Origin of the sequence: Ramlibacter cellulosilyticus, from assembly GCF_014297465.1 — a bacterium.
GTDB lineage: Bacteria > Pseudomonadota > Gammaproteobacteria > Burkholderiales > Burkholderiaceae_C > Ramlibacter > Ramlibacter cellulosilyticus.
The window spans coordinates 1-12,435 of record NZ_JACORT010000015.1 but is presented as its reverse complement, the minus strand read 5'-3'; the positions used below and the strand labels follow the sequence as shown (position 1 = coordinate 12,435).

Below are 12,435 nucleotides of genomic sequence, written 5' to 3'. Positions count from 1 at the left end.
GAGGGACGATGCTAGCAACGACCTGCGCGGCCGTGGGGCTCAATCGCCGCTGCGCAGCGCGGCAGGCGACATCCCGGTCCAGAGCCGGAATGCGCGCGAGAAGCTCTTCTCGTTGCGGAAGCCGACGGCCGCGGCCACCTGCTTGACGGGCTTGTCGGTGCGATAGAGCAGGTCTTTCGCGCGCTCGAGCCGCACCTCGTCCTTCAGCTGCTGCAGGCTCGCGCCTTCCTCCTTGAGCTGGCGGTGCAGCGTGCGCGGCGACACGTGCAGCAGCGTCGCGAGCGCCTCGGCACTGTGGCTGCGCTCGGGGTGCGCGGCGAGGGCCTGGCACACCTGCGGCACCAGCAGCCGGTCGCGGCGGTACTGGCGCACGGTGATGGACAGCGCGCGCTGCAGCATCTGCGCGAGCGCCTTCTCGTCGCGGCGCAGCGGCAGCTGGAGGTACTGCGCGTCGAAGCGGATCTGCGCCTGCGGTGCGCCGAAGGCCAGCGGGGCGGGGAACATGTGCGCGTACGCCGCCGCATGCGGTGGCGCCGCGAAAGGAAAGGCCGCACCGAGCAGCGGGATGCGCGAATCGACGTACCAGCAGGCGAGGCCGTGCACGTTGCGCAGCAGGAAGGCGAGGCTGAGCTCGCGCACCTCGGCCGGCAGGGGGCGGCGCTCGTCGACGGTGATCGCGGCGACGTTGCCGGCGACCGTGACCGAGAGCGCGACGTCGTCCGCCAGCAGGCCGTGGTGGCGGCACCAGCGCTTGAGCGCGACTTCCAGCGTGGGCGCGCCCAGCGACGCGCGCGCCAGCATGCCGTAGCTGCCCCACGGCAGGCGGCGCGCGAAGGCGCCCAGGCCTTCGTCGTCGAGCTCCTGCATCGCCGCGGCGGACAGGATTTCCATCTGGCGCGCCGTCATGCAACCGTCGGGCTGTTGCAGGGCTGCTGGCGTGATCTGTGCCAGGCGCAAGGCCGTCTCGGGGCGCCGGCCATGGCGCCGGTACGCCGCTGCGATGGCTCGGGCGAAGGCCATGGGGGTGGCAGCGGCGGGCGTGGGCGGACGGGCGCGGGAGGGCACGGCGCAAGTGTAGGCGACTGGCACGATTTGCAACCTGCCGGGCAAGCCCGGAAAAGTGCGGACGGCTTAAGCTCGGTCGCATGACGATCCTGGACAGCCAGCTCAACCCCCGGTCCGCCGAATTCCAGGCCAATGCCGCCGCCATGCAGGCGCTGGTGGAGGACCTGAATGCCCAGGTCGCGCTGCACGCGGCGGGCGGCGGCGAGGCGGCGCGCAAGAAGCACTTGGCGCGCGGCAAGCTGCCGCCGCGCGAACGCGTGCAGATGCTGCTCGACCCCGGCACGCCCTTCCTGGAGATCGGCCCGCTCGCGGCGCACGGCATGTACCTGGAGAAGGACGGCGTGATGGCCGCGCCCTGCGCCGGCATGATCGCGGGCATCGGCCGCGTCAACGGCGTCGACTGCATGGTCGTGTGCAACGACGCGACCGTGAAGGGCGGCACCTACTACCCGATGACGGTCAAGAAGCACCTGCGCGCGCAGGAGATCGCGGCGCAGAACCGGCTGCCGTGCATCTACCTCGTCGATTCCGGCGGTGCCAACCTGCCCAACCAGGACGACGTGTTCCCCGACCGCGAGCACTTCGGCCGCATCTTCTACAACCAGGCCAACCTGTCGGCGCAAGGCATCGCGCAGATCGCCGTCGTGATGGGCTCGTGCACGGCGGGCGGCGCCTACGTGCCCGCGATGAGCGACGAGACCATCATCGTCAAGGAGCAGGGCACGATCTTCCTGGGCGGCCCGCCGCTGGTGAAGGCCGCCACCGGCGAGGTGGTGAGCGCGGAAGACCTGGGCGGCGGCGACGTGCACACGCGCCTGTCCGGCGTGGCCGACCACCTGGCCATGAACGATGCGCACGCGCTGGCGCTCGCGCGCCAGGCGGTCGCGACGCTCAACCGGCCCAAGGAGCCGCCCGTGCAGCTGCGCAAGCCGCAGCCGCCGAAGTACGACGCGAAGGAGCTGTACGGCATCATCCCGACGGATGCGCGCAAGCCCTTCGACGTGCGCGAGATCATCGCGCGCATCGTGGACGGCTCCGAGTTCCACGAGTTCAAGGCGCGCTACGGCACCACGCTGGTCTGCGGCTTCGCGCACGTCGAAGGCATGCCGGTGGGCATCATCGCCAACAACGGCATCCTGTTCTCCGAGTCGGCGCAGAAGGGCGCGCACTTCATCGAGCTGTGCTGCCAGCGCAAGGTGCCGCTGGTGTTCCTGCAGAACATCACCGGCTTCATGGTGGGCCGCAAGTACGAGAGCGAAGGCATCGCCCGCCACGGCGCCAAGATGGTGACCGCGGTCGCGACCGCCAGCGTCCCCAAGTTCACGATCATCATCGGCGGCAGCTACGGCGCGGGCAACTACGGCATGTGCGGCCGGGCGTACTCGCCGCGCTTCCTGTGGATGTGGCCCAGTGCCCGCATCTGCGTGATGGGCGCGGAGCAGGCGGCCAGCGTGCTCGCGACCGTCAAGCGCGACGGCATCGAATCGCGCGGGGGCCAGTGGAGCGCCGAGGAGGAGGCCGCGTTCAAGCAGCCGATCCTGGACCAGTTCGGGCGGCAGTCGCATCCCTACTACTCCAGCGCGCGGCTCTGGGACGACGGCGTGATCGACCCGGCGGACACGCGGCGCGTGCTCGCGCTGGGGCTGTCGGCCGCCATGAATGCGCCCATCGGCGAGCCGAAGTTCGGCGTGTTCCGCATGTGAGGCGTATAGTGTGTATGAAATCGCTGATCAATACACATCATGCGCACCAACATCGACATCGACGACGACTTGATGGCCGAGGCCATGAAGTCGGGGCCGTACCAGACCAAGAAGGAAGCCGTCGAGGCCGGGCTGCGCCTGCTCGCGCGGCAGGCTGCCTACCGCGAAATCCTCAAGTGGCGAGGCCGGCTGAAGTGGGAGGGCGACGAGGCCGTGGACTGGAAGGAGCCCGCCGCGACGAAGCTGGAGGCCAGGGAGCCCGCGAGGAGGACGCCGCGTGGTCGTCGTTGACTCCGGGGTGTGGATCGACTTCTTCAACGACCGTCCCGGCGCGGGCACGGACGCGCTGGACCGCCTGCTGCAGGACGGCGAGGTGCGGCTCGTCGTGCCCGACCTGGTCCTCTATGAAGTGCTGCGGGGCTTTCGCCATGAGCGTGAGTTCCGGCAGGCGCGCGTCCTGATGGAAAGCGTGGGAGTGGAATCCACCGGTGGGGCAGCCCTGGCGCTGGAGGCTGCCCAGCACTATCGCAGCCTGCGCGCGGCGGGCGTCACGGTGCGCAGCCCGGTCGACGTGCTCATCGCGACCTTCTGCATCGAGAACGGCTACGTGCTGCTCCACCGCGACCGCGATTTCGACGCGTTCGAGGAACTGCGCGGCCTTCGTGCGTGGCGGCACTGACATGCAGTCCATCTACGACACCCCCGAGCACGAGCTGCTGCGCGACCAGGTCGCGCGCTTCCTCGCGCGCGAGGTCGAGCCGCACGCCGAGGCCTGGGAGGAGCAGGGCTTCGTCCCGCGCGAGGTGCTGCGGCGCATGGGCGCGGCGGGGCTGCTGGGACTGATGTGGGAGCCGGAGTACGGCGGCGGCGGCGCGGACGCATTGAGCAACCTCGTGTTCGCCGAGGCGCTGTCGCAGTCCACGTTCGGCGGTTTCATCATCACGGTGCTGGTGCACACGGACATGGCCGGGCCGCATTTGCACCATGCGGGCAGCGTCGCGCAGAAGGACAAGTACCTGCGCCAGCTCACCGCCGGCGAGAAAGTCTGCGCAGTGGCGATCACCGAACCGGGCGCCGGTTCGGACGTGGCCGGCATCCGCACGCGCGCGGTCCGTGAAGGCGACGAGTGGGTGCTGAACGGCACCAAGATGTTCATCACGAACGGCGTGCATGCGGACCTCTACTTCGTCGCGGCGAAGACGGGCCCCGGCAAGCGCGAAGTCTCCATGTTCATCGTGGAGAAGGGCACGCCCGGCTTCAGCGTCGGGCGGGCGCTGCACAAGACCGGGTGGTTGTCCTCGGATACCGCCGAACTGGTGTTCGACGACGTCCGCATCCCGGCGTCCCACCTCCTCGGCGAGGAAGGCAAGGGCTTCTATTCGGTGATGAAGAACTTCCAGACGGAGCGCATCGCGCTGGCCGCGATGGCCGTCGGCCACTGCCAGCGCGCCTTGCAGCTCACGCTGGACCACGTGCGCCAGCGGCAGGCCTTCGGCGGGCCGCTGTGGGACCAGCAGGTGATCCGCCAGCGCATCGCCATGTGGGATGCGAAGACGCGCGCCGCCCGCCAGTTCCTGTACCACTGCGCCTGGCGCGTGGCCCAGGGCGCCGAGATCGTCCAGGAAGTCTCCATGCTCAAGGCGCTGACCGGGGAACTGGTGAACGAGGTGGTCCAGGGTTGCCAGCAGTTCCATGGCGGCATGGGCTACGTGCGGGAAACCGCCGTGGAGCGGCTCTGGCGCGACGCCCGGGTGCTCGCCATTGGCGGCGGCGCAACGGAAGTGATGCTGGAAGAGGTCGCGAAGCGATACTAAAGGCTCAACTCGAGGAGACTCCATGCGCCCGTCCGTTCGTTGCTTCCTTCCCGTCCTGCTCCTGGCCGCGTCCGCCGCTTCGGCGACGGATGCCCCCACGGTGACCCTGCCCGCGCCGGTGGCCGACCACCAGCTGACGTGGGGCGCCCGCACGCTGGTGCTGCCCCCGGGCGACTGGACGGCGATCGCGCGCGGGCAGGGCGCCATCCACTCGCGCGGGGGCAGCGGCAGCGAGACGCGTTCCGCGCACTACACGGTCTACGCGATGGACACGGCGCAGGGCCGCATCCGCTCCGGGGTCGTGCTGCGCCTGCCCGTGGACAGCACGCCGGTCTCCTGGTGGAACGACGACGTCTGCAAGATCACGGAGCCGCTGCTGCGCGACGACTTCGGCAACGACCTCAAGCGGCCGCAATGCCTCTCGGTGCGCAAGATGCGCACGCACCTCACCAGCGACGCCGATCCCTTCTACGCCCAGGCGAAGCAGTGGGCGAAGGAGCGCAAGGTGGACACCCGCGGACCCTTCTACGAGGTGTACTACGCGCGCATGGCGACCAACGATTTCGGATCCATCCGCGTGTACGTCCCCGTTTCCGCCTTCGCCGGCGACGAGGACGTGATCGCGTGGGCGCGGCAGCTCCCGCCCGTGTTGCAACCCTTCTTCGAGAAACGCGTGACGCAGGCGACGCTGCCGCCGCTGCCGCCCAGGAAAACCTGAACATGAAGCACCTCACCCTCCAGTTCGACCGCGGCGTGGAGACCGTCACGCTGAACCGGCCCGAAGTCCGCAATGCCTTCAACGACGAAGTGATCGCGGAACTGACGGCCGTCTTCGCGGAGCTCGCGAAACGCAACGAAGTGCGTTGCGTCGTGCTGGCCGGCAACGGCCCCGCGTTCTGCGCGGGCGCCGACCTGAACTGGATGAAGCGCATGGCCGGCTACAGCCGCGAGGAGAACCTCGAGGACGCGGCCGGCCTCGCGCGCATGCTGGAGGTGCTGTACCACTGCCCCAAGCCCACGATCGCGCGCGTGCAGGGAGACACCTATGCCGGCGGCATGGGGCTGGTCGCCGCCTGCGACATGGCCGTGAGCGTGGACACGGCGCAGTTCTGCCTGAGCGAGGTGAAGCTGGGGCTGATCCCCGCGACCATCAGCCCTTACGTGATCCGGGCGATGGGTGCGCGCGCGGCGCACCGCTACTTCCTGACCGCCGAGCGCTTCGGTGCCGACGAGGCGCTGCGCATGGGCTTCGTGCACCAGGTCGTGAAGGCGGAGGAGCTCGACGCCGCCGTCGCCCGCCTCGCGCAATCGCTCGTGAGTGCCGGCCCGGAGGCGGTCAAGGCCTGCAAGAAGCTGTTGCACGACGTGGCGGGCCACGAGATCACGGCCGGACTGGTGCGCCGGACGGTCGAAGGCATCGCCGACATCCGCGCGAGCGACGAAGGCCGCGAAGGCGTCCAGTCCTTCCTCGGCAAACGCAAACCGACCTGGCTTCTGCCCTGAGATGGACGCGCTCGCCGGCCTCGTCGACACGCCGCAGCTGCTCGCGCTCGCGGCGGCGCTGGGCTGGGCGAGCGGCTTCCGGCTCTATGCCGCGGTGTTCATCGCCGGCCTCGCCGGCTGGATGAACTGGATCGAGTTGCCGCCGGGCCTGCACATCCTGCAGCATCCCGCCGTGCTGGCGGCGAGCGGCTTCATGCTGTTCGTCGAGTTCTTCGCCGACAAGATCCCCTTCGTGGATTCGGTCTGGGACGCCGTGCACACGGTGATCCGGATCCCGGCCGGTGCGGCGCTCGCGGCGGGCGCGCTCGGTGCGGACGGGCAAGCCATGACGTGGATCGCGGCGCTGCTGGGCGGCTCCCTCGCCGCGACCAGCCACGCCACGAAGATGACGACGCGGGCGGCGGTGAACACCTCGCCCGAGCCTTTCTCCAACATGGCGGTCTCGCTGGCGGAAGACGGCCTCGTCGTCTTCATGCTCTGGCTGTCGGCCGCGCATCCGGCGATCTTCGCCATCGTGCTGATCGTGAGCATCGTGCTGGCGGTGATCCTGCTGGTGGTGCTGGTCGGGTTCCTGCGCACCGTCGTGCGAGGACTCCGTGAATTCTTCAAGGGGCGGCCCTTGCCGCGGGAACTGGGGTGATGTTCAAGAAGATCCTGATTGCGAACCGCGGCGAGATCGCCTGCCGCGTTGCGGCCACGGCGAAGCGCATGGCCATCCGCACGGTCGCCGTGTATTCGGAAGCCGACGCCGACGCGAAGCACGTGCACGCGTGCGACGAGGCGGTGGCCATCGGCGGCAGCGCGCCCAAGGACAGCTACCTGCGCTGGGAACGCATCATCGAGGCGGCGAAGGCGACCGGCGCCGAGGCGATCCACCCGGGCTACGGCTTCCTCAGCGAGAACGAGGGCTTCGCGGCCGCGTGCGCGGAGGCGGGCATCGTGTTCATCGGCCCGCCGGCATCCGCGATCCAGGCGATGGGCCTGAAGGCCGAATCCAAGCAGCTGATCGAGAAGGCCGGCGTGCCCCTGGTGCCCGGCTACCACGGGTCCGACCAGGATCCGGGCCTGCTGCAGCGCGAAGCGGACCGCATCGGCTACCCGGTGCTGATCAAGGCGAGCGCCGGCGGCGGTGGCAAGGGCATGCGCGCCGTGGAGAAGGCCGGCGACTTCGCGGCGGCGCTCGCGTCGTGCCAGCGCGAGGCGCGCAACAGCTTCGGCGACGAAGCCGTGCTGGTGGAGAAGTACGTCACCCGGCCGCGCCACATCGAGATCCAGGTCTTCGGCGACACGCAGGGCAACTACGTGTACCTGTTCGAGCGCGACTGCTCCGTGCAGCGCCGCCACCAGAAGGTGCTGGAAGAGGCGCCTGCGCCCGGCATGACGGAGGCCCTGCGCCGCCGCATGGGCGAGGCGGCGGTGGCCGCGGCGCGTGCGGTGAAGTACGTGGGCGCCGGGACGGTGGAGTTCATCGTGGAGCAGCGCCACGGCGAAATGAACTTCTTCTTCATGGAGATGAACACGCGCCTGCAGGTGGAGCACCCCGTGACCGAGGCGATCACCGGGCTCGACCTCGTCGAGTGGCAGTTGCGCGTGGCGGCCGGCGAGCCGCTGCCGCGGAAGCAGGAGGAACTGCGCATCCATGGCCACGCGATCGAGGCCCGCATCTGCGCGGAGAACCCGGACAACAACTTCCTGCCGGCCACGGGCACGCTGCAGGTCTACCGCAAGCCGGCGCATGCGGCGTTCGAGCGGGCGACGGTGCGCGTCGACGATGGCGTGCGCGAGGGCGACGCCATCTCGCCTTTCTACGACTCGATGATCGCCAAGCTGATCGTGCACGGCGCCACCCGCGAGGAAGCGCTGGCCCGCCTCGACGAGGCTCTCGCCGCCACGCACATCGTGGGGCTCGCGACCAACGTGCAGTTCCTGCGCCATGTGGTGAAGAGCCGGTCCTTCGCGCAGGCGGACCTCGACACCGCCCTGATCCAGCGCGAGGCGGCGGTGCTGTTCCACCAGCAGCCGGTGAGCCTGGAGCTCGCGGCCGCGGCCGCGGTCGCGAAGACGCTTCTGGACGAACAGGCCCTGGCTTCCGACGACCCCTTCAGCCGCCGCGACGGCTGGCGCTCCCACGGCGTGGCCACGCGGCGCCTGGAGTTCGACTTCGCCGGCCAGCACACGAAGGCGGAGCTGGCGACGCTGCACGACGGCGCGCTGGTGCTCGCGATCAACGGCGCGTCCGCTCCGCTGGCCTTCCGGCGCAGGGGCGAGGCGATCGAACTGCGCTACGGCGAGCACCAGGGGCGCGCCATCGTCTACACCCTCGGCGAGGCGGACCACGTGTTCACCGCGCAGGGCGCGGCGCAGATCGTGTCCGTGGACCTGCTCGCGCACGCGGGCGACGCCGCGGCGGAAGGCGGGCGGCTCACGGCGCCGATGCCGGGCAAGGTGGTGTCCTTCTCCGTGCGTGCCGGCGACAAGGTGAAGAAGGGCCAGGCGCTCGCGGTGATGGAGGCGATGAAGATGGAGCACACCATCGCCGCGCCTGCGGACGGGACGGTGGAGGAATTGCTGTACGCGCCGGGGGACCAGGTGGCGGAAGGGGCGGAGTTGCTGAGGCTCGCGGCTTGAGGGATTGCTGGGGTGCGGCTGCGCCGCAACCCAGCCTACGAACGCGTGCGTTCCGGGTGGATGGGGTTGCGCGCGGGACCTTGTAGGCTGGGTTGCGCGCAGCGCACCCCAGCAAGCTCCCGCACAATACCCCCATGCGCATCACCGTCTGCTGCACCGACACCAAGACCGCCCCCTGGATCGCGGCCCTGCGCGACGCGCTGCCCGGGGCCGAGGTCAGCGAGTGGCAGCCCGGCGCGCCGCAGGCGGACCATGCCGTCGTCTGGGCGCCGCCGCAGCAGTTCCTCGACGAGCAGCGCGGCCTGAAAGGCATCTTCAACATCGGCGCCGGCGTCGACGCGCTGCTGAAGCGCAGGTTGCCGCCCGATGCGCTCGTCGTCCGCCTCGACGACGCCGGCATGTCGGTGCAGATGACGGAATTCGTCTGCCATGCCGTGATCCGCCACTTCCGCGAGCTGGATGCGTACGAGCGCGACGCGGCCGAAGGGAAGTGGGGCTTCCGCAAGCCGCGCCAGCGCTCGGAGTTCCCCGTCGGCGTGATGGGCCTCGGCGTGCTCGGGCAGCGCGTGGCGCATGCGCTCGCCAACTTCGAGTTTCCGGTGCGCGGCTGGAGCCGCAGCCGCAAGGAGCTGCCCGACGTCCAGTGCTTCGCGGGCGCCGACCAGCTGGATGCCTTCCTCGCCGGCACGCGCGTGCTGGTGAACCTGCTGCCGCTCACGCCCGACACCGAGAACCTCCTGGACCGTCGCACCCTCGGCCGCCTGCTCCCGGGCGGCTACGTGATCAACGTCGCCCGCGGCGCGCACCTCGTCGACGACGACCTGGTCGCCTTGCTCGATGAGGGACATCTTGCCGGCGCGGCGCTGGACGTGTTCCGCACCGAGCCCCTGCCGCCCGAACACCCGTTCTGGCGCCACCCCAGGATCGTGGTGACGCCGCACACCTCCGCGCGCACGCTGCGCGACGAGAGCGTCGCGCAGATCGCGCGCAAGATCGTCGCGCTGGAGCGCGGAGAACCCATTGCCGGCGTGGTTGACCGGCAGAGAGGATACTGAGCCATGGCCTACCCCACCCGCGTCAAGCTCGTCGACGTCGGCCCGCGCGACGGCTTGCAGAACGAGAAGCAGCCGGTCCCGGCGGCGGTGAAGATCGAACTCGTGCACCGCCTGCAGGATGCGGGCCTGAAGGAGATCGAGGTCACCAGTTTCGTGTCGCCGAAGTGGGTGCCGCAGATGGCGGACAACGCGGAGGTGATGGCGGGCATCCGCCGCCAGCCGGGCGTGCGCTATTCGGTGCTGGTACCGAACATGAAGGGCTTCGAGGCCGCGCTGGCATCGAAACCGGACGAGATCGTGGTGTTCGGCGCCGCGAGCGAGGCCTTCAGCCAGCGCAACATCAACTGCTCCATCGCCGAGAGCATGGAGCGCTTCGCCCCCGTAGTGGCGGCGGCGCGCGCGAACGGCATCTACGTGCGCGGCGCGATCTCCGTGGCGGTGGGCTGCCCGTACCAGGGCGAGGTGTCGCCCGCGGGCGTGGAGCTCGTCGCGCGCCTGATGAAGGAGATCGGCGTGCAGCACTGCGGCGTGGCCGACACCATCGGCGTGGGCACGCCGCGCAAGGTGCAGGCGGCGATGGAAGCGGCGCTGAAGCACTACGCGCTGGACGACATCTCGGGCCACTTCCACGACACCTACGGCATGGCGCTGGTGAACACCGCGGCCTGCCTCGAGATGGGCATCTGGCAGTACGACGCGTCCGTCGCGGGGCTGGGCGGCTGCCCGTACGCCAAGGGCGCGACCGGCAACGTGGCGACCGAGGACGTGGTCTACATGCTGCACGGCATGGGCATCGCCACCGGCATCGACCTCGACAAGCTGATCGACGCCGGCAAGTACATCAGCGACTTCCTGGACCGCAAGCCGAACTCGCGCGCGGCCACGGCCATCCTGAACAAGAGGAACAACGAAGCATGTGCGGTGCCGAGCTGAGCGCGCTGCCGGAAGGCGTGCAGCGCGTCGCGCGCGCCCTGCAGGACGCAGGGCATCCCCATTCCCCCGTGATGCTGGACGAGGCCGCGCGCACCGCGCAGCAGGCGGCGGACGCGCTGGGCATCGCCGTGGGCCAGATCGCCAAGAGCATCATCTTCCGGCGCAAGGCCGACGATGCGGCCGTGCTCGTGATCACCTCGGGCGACCGGCGCGTCGACGAGAAGAAGGTGGATGCGATCGTCGGCAAGACGGGGCGGGCCGATGCGGAGTTCGTGAAGGCGCGCACCGGCTTCTCGATCGGGGGCGTGTCGCCGGTGGCGCACGCGCAGCCGCCGGTCACGCTGATCGACCGCGAGCTGTTCCGCTTCGGGGAGATCTGGGCCGCCGCGGGCCATCCGCACGGCGTCTTCAAGCTGCGGCCGCACGACCTCGAGAAGCTCACCGGGGCGCCGGTGGCGGACGTGGTGCAGGTTCCGCAGGCATGAGCCTGGGCGCGGCGAAGCTGATCCGCGACCGCGTGGCGGAATTGCCGCAAGAGGGCCCCGTGCCTTCGCCGTGCATCTGCGTGTGCACCATGGACCAGCGCACCGGCCTGTGCATCGGCTGCTACCGCACGCTGGACGAGATCGCCGCCTGGTCCGGCATGGACGATGCGCGCAAGCGCGACGTGTGGCGGCTTCTCGCGGAAAGGGTGGGTCCGGAATGAAGCACGTCACCTTCCACTTCGACGTGGTGTCGCCGTATGCGTACCTCGCCTTCGAGAAGCTGCCCGAGGTGCTGAAGGGCCTGAGCTACCGCGTGGACTACCGGCCGGTGCTGTTCGCGGGCTTCCTCAAGCACCATGGCCAGCTCGGGCCGGCGGAGATCGCGCCCAAGCGGGACTGGACTTACCGGCAGGTGCTCTGGCTGGCGCACGCGCATGGCGTGCCGCTGCAGCTGCCGGCGGCGCATCCCTTCAACCCGCTCGCGCTGCTGCGGCTCGCGCTCGCGTGCGGCAGCGATGGGCTGGTGAACCGCTTCGTGGCGGAGACGGTGTTCCGGCACGTGTGGCGGGGCGGCGCGGATGCGGCGGATCCGCAGCGGCTCGACGCCTTGCGCGCGCAGTTGCAGCCGCAGCGCGATGCTGCCGGCGAGGCCGTGAAATCGGAGCTGCGGGCGAACACGGAATCGGCCATCGCGCGCGGCCTGTTCGGCGTGCCCACCTGCGAGGTGGACGGCCGCCTGTTCTGGGGCTTCGACGGCCTGCCCATGCTGCGCGAGTACCTGCAGGGGGGCGACTGGTTCGCCTCCGGCGCCTGGGAGCAGGCCGCGGCCTTGCCGGCCGGCCAGGTGCGCCGGCCGTAAGCCTGCGTTGGCCGGGTGTCAGACGCGGGTCAGAGGACGCGTCGACACTCGCGCCACAAGACCCAAGGAGACACCCCATGTGGAAAATCGCCGTCGGCTTCGCCGTCTTCGCCGCCATCGCCCTCTTCGTCATCTTCCAGGCCGGCGACAAGGTCGACATGAGCGGCGAAAAGCACGGCACCGAAGCCATCGCGCCGACCAGTGGGGCATCGGACGCGAAGCACTAGGGCTGGTGCACCCGTCACGCGCCGACGGCTCATTCGTCACCCCCGCGGAGGCGGGGGGCGGTCTCAAGGGATCAATGCAACGCTGGCAGCCAGTCTTTCGACTGGCTTCTCAAATCCCAAAGTCTCTCTGGGACGGGTATTTAGCTTCCTTGCGATTTCGTCG

Annotated in this window: 15 protein-coding genes; 14 read left to right on the top strand and 1 reads right to left on the bottom strand. The window is 70.0% G+C overall.

The window, feature by feature from the left end:
* Positions 1-39 precede the first annotated feature (39 nt).
* Positions 40-1,020, bottom strand: coding sequence for an AraC family transcriptional regulator (locus H8N03_RS24520; RefSeq protein WP_187078964.1), 981 nt, complete (start codon positions 1,018-1,020; stop codon positions 40-42).
* Positions 1,021-1,145: 125 nt separating this feature from the next.
* Between H8N03_RS24520 and H8N03_RS24515 the strand changes: the two genes are divergently transcribed.
* The 14 genes from H8N03_RS24515 (at position 1,146) to H8N03_RS24450 (ending at position 12,272) form a co-directional block, all read left to right on the top strand.
* Positions 1,146-2,768 (top strand): carboxyl transferase domain-containing protein, encoded by a 1,623-nt coding sequence (locus tag H8N03_RS24515; protein WP_187078873.1) that lies wholly within the window; start codon positions 1,146-1,148, stop codon positions 2,766-2,768.
* 39 nt (positions 2,769-2,807) lie between these two features.
* On the top strand, positions 2,808-3,059 hold the full coding sequence (locus tag H8N03_RS24510) for a type II toxin-antitoxin system VapB family antitoxin (RefSeq protein WP_187078872.1): 252 nt from the start codon (positions 2,808-2,810) through the stop codon (positions 3,057-3,059).
* Positions 3,046-3,447 (top strand): type II toxin-antitoxin system VapC family toxin, encoded by a 402-nt coding sequence (vapC, locus tag H8N03_RS24505; RefSeq protein ID WP_187078871.1) that lies wholly within the window; start codon positions 3,046-3,048, stop codon positions 3,445-3,447. Before H8N03_RS24510 ends, vapC begins: the two co-directional genes overlap by 14 nt.
* Position 3,448: 1 nt before the next feature.
* Positions 3,449-4,582, top strand: coding sequence for an acyl-CoA dehydrogenase family protein (locus H8N03_RS24500; protein ID WP_187078870.1), 1,134 nt, complete (start codon positions 3,449-3,451; stop codon positions 4,580-4,582).
* Positions 4,583-4,604: 22 nt separating this feature from the next.
* The gene (locus H8N03_RS24495; RefSeq protein ID WP_187078869.1) at positions 4,605-5,300 is read left to right on the top strand and encodes a hypothetical protein; all 696 of its coding nucleotides are present in this window, start codon (positions 4,605-4,607) and stop codon (positions 5,298-5,300) included.
* Positions 5,301-5,302: 2 nt separating this feature from the next.
* Positions 5,303-6,085: an enoyl-CoA hydratase/isomerase family protein gene (locus H8N03_RS24490; protein ID WP_187078868.1), complete on the top strand. Its 783-nt coding sequence runs from the start codon at positions 5,303-5,305 to the stop codon at positions 6,083-6,085.
* Between the two features lies 1 nt (position 6,086).
* The gene (locus H8N03_RS24485; RefSeq protein ID WP_187078867.1) at positions 6,087-6,725 is read left to right on the top strand and encodes a DUF4126 domain-containing protein; all 639 of its coding nucleotides are present in this window, start codon (positions 6,087-6,089) and stop codon (positions 6,723-6,725) included.
* A complete protein-coding gene (locus H8N03_RS24480; protein ID WP_187078866.1) occupies positions 6,725-8,713 on the top strand; it encodes an acetyl/propionyl/methylcrotonyl-CoA carboxylase subunit alpha in 1,989 nt (662 codons plus the stop codon). The genes H8N03_RS24485 and H8N03_RS24480 overlap by 1 nt, the downstream gene beginning before the upstream one ends.
* A gap of 134 nt (positions 8,714-8,847) precedes the next feature.
* Complete coding sequence (locus H8N03_RS24475; protein ID WP_187078865.1) at positions 8,848-9,768, top strand: 2-hydroxyacid dehydrogenase; 921 nt, start codon at positions 8,848-8,850, stop codon at positions 9,766-9,768.
* 3 nt (positions 9,769-9,771) lie between these two features.
* Complete coding sequence (locus H8N03_RS24470) at positions 9,772-10,701, top strand: hydroxymethylglutaryl-CoA lyase (RefSeq protein ID WP_187078864.1); 930 nt, start codon at positions 9,772-9,774, stop codon at positions 10,699-10,701.
* Entirely contained in the window at positions 10,683-11,186 is a 504-nt protein-coding gene (locus H8N03_RS24465) for a YbaK/EbsC family protein (RefSeq protein ID WP_187078863.1), read from the top strand. Before H8N03_RS24470 ends, H8N03_RS24465 begins: the two co-directional genes overlap by 19 nt.
* The gene (locus H8N03_RS24460) at positions 11,183-11,407 is read left to right on the top strand and encodes a DUF1289 domain-containing protein (protein ID WP_187078862.1); all 225 of its coding nucleotides are present in this window, start codon (positions 11,183-11,185) and stop codon (positions 11,405-11,407) included. The genes H8N03_RS24465 and H8N03_RS24460 overlap by 4 nt, the downstream gene beginning before the upstream one ends.
* On the top strand, positions 11,404-12,045 hold the full coding sequence (locus H8N03_RS24455; protein ID WP_187078861.1) for a 2-hydroxychromene-2-carboxylate isomerase: 642 nt from the start codon (positions 11,404-11,406) through the stop codon (positions 12,043-12,045). The genes H8N03_RS24460 and H8N03_RS24455 overlap by 4 nt, the downstream gene beginning before the upstream one ends.
* 77 nt (positions 12,046-12,122) lie before the next feature.
* On the top strand, positions 12,123-12,272 hold the full coding sequence (locus H8N03_RS24450; protein WP_187078860.1) for a hypothetical protein: 150 nt from the start codon (positions 12,123-12,125) through the stop codon (positions 12,270-12,272).
* Positions 12,273-12,435 lie beyond the last annotated feature (163 nt).

Excerpts from the sequence above, each read along its gene's own strand:
- H8N03_RS24520 (WP_187078964.1), bottom strand. The coding sequence starts at position 1,020 with ATGGCCTTCGCCCGAGCCATCGCAGCGGCGTACCGGCGCCATGGCCGG.
- H8N03_RS24515 (WP_187078873.1), top strand. The coding sequence starts at position 1,146 with ATGACGATCCTGGACAGCCAGCTCAACCCCCGGTCCGCCGAATTCCAG.
- H8N03_RS24510 (WP_187078872.1), top strand. The coding sequence starts at position 2,808 with ATGCGCACCAACATCGACATCGACGACGACTTGATGGCCGAGGCCATG.
- H8N03_RS24500 (WP_187078870.1), top strand. The coding sequence starts at position 3,449 with ATGCAGTCCATCTACGACACCCCCGAGCACGAGCTGCTGCGCGACCAG.
- H8N03_RS24495 (WP_187078869.1), top strand. The coding sequence starts at position 4,605 with ATGCGCCCGTCCGTTCGTTGCTTCCTTCCCGTCCTGCTCCTGGCCGCG.
- H8N03_RS24490 (WP_187078868.1), top strand. The coding sequence starts at position 5,303 with ATGAAGCACCTCACCCTCCAGTTCGACCGCGGCGTGGAGACCGTCACG.
- H8N03_RS24485 (WP_187078867.1), top strand. The coding sequence starts at position 6,087 with ATGGACGCGCTCGCCGGCCTCGTCGACACGCCGCAGCTGCTCGCGCTC.
- H8N03_RS24480 (WP_187078866.1), top strand. The coding sequence starts at position 6,725 with ATGTTCAAGAAGATCCTGATTGCGAACCGCGGCGAGATCGCCTGCCGC.
- H8N03_RS24475 (WP_187078865.1), top strand. The coding sequence starts at position 8,848 with ATGCGCATCACCGTCTGCTGCACCGACACCAAGACCGCCCCCTGGATC.
- H8N03_RS24470 (WP_187078864.1), top strand. The coding sequence starts at position 9,772 with ATGGCCTACCCCACCCGCGTCAAGCTCGTCGACGTCGGCCCGCGCGAC.
- H8N03_RS24465 (WP_187078863.1), top strand. The coding sequence starts at position 10,683 with ATGTGCGGTGCCGAGCTGAGCGCGCTGCCGGAAGGCGTGCAGCGCGTC.
- H8N03_RS24460 (WP_187078862.1), top strand. The coding sequence starts at position 11,183 with ATGAGCCTGGGCGCGGCGAAGCTGATCCGCGACCGCGTGGCGGAATTG.
- H8N03_RS24455 (WP_187078861.1), top strand. The coding sequence starts at position 11,404 with ATGAAGCACGTCACCTTCCACTTCGACGTGGTGTCGCCGTATGCGTAC.
- H8N03_RS24450 (WP_187078860.1), top strand. The coding sequence starts at position 12,123 with ATGTGGAAAATCGCCGTCGGCTTCGCCGTCTTCGCCGCCATCGCCCTC.